We start from the raw sequence: 340 nt of genomic DNA on the forward strand, positions 1-340 counted from the left end.
CGCTACAGGTTGAGTATTCGTGTTGCGCCGTATTCCAAGGCAATCTTTCGATCACCTTTTCATACATTGATACAATCACAACCCTGATTCACCTACTCAATCACCCATCTCTAAGTGATCTTTCGTGAATCTCTTTACTACTTCTTCCTGATTGTTAAAGAACGACAGCCGATATCGCAGTTGCTATAACCGCGTATCACTCTGACTGGCTCAATCGCCAATGCACAACGCTCTGCTTCTCACAGAACGCTACGCATTGAGGATTGGTGGAGGATGACGGGATCGAACCGACGACCCCCTGCTTGCAAAGCAGGTGCTCTCCCAGCTGAGCTAATCCCCC

Annotated in this window: 1 tRNA gene; it reads right to left on the reverse strand. The window is 48.5% G+C overall.

Features of this window, described 5'->3' with window-relative positions:
• Positions 1-264 precede the first annotated feature (264 nt).
• Positions 265-340, reverse strand: a tRNA-Ala gene (locus P0D70_RS36895).

The sequence above is a fragment of the Paraburkholderia sp. RL17-381-BIF-C genome, assembly GCF_046026435.1.
Classification (GTDB): Bacteria; Pseudomonadota; Gammaproteobacteria; order Burkholderiales; family Burkholderiaceae; genus Paraburkholderia.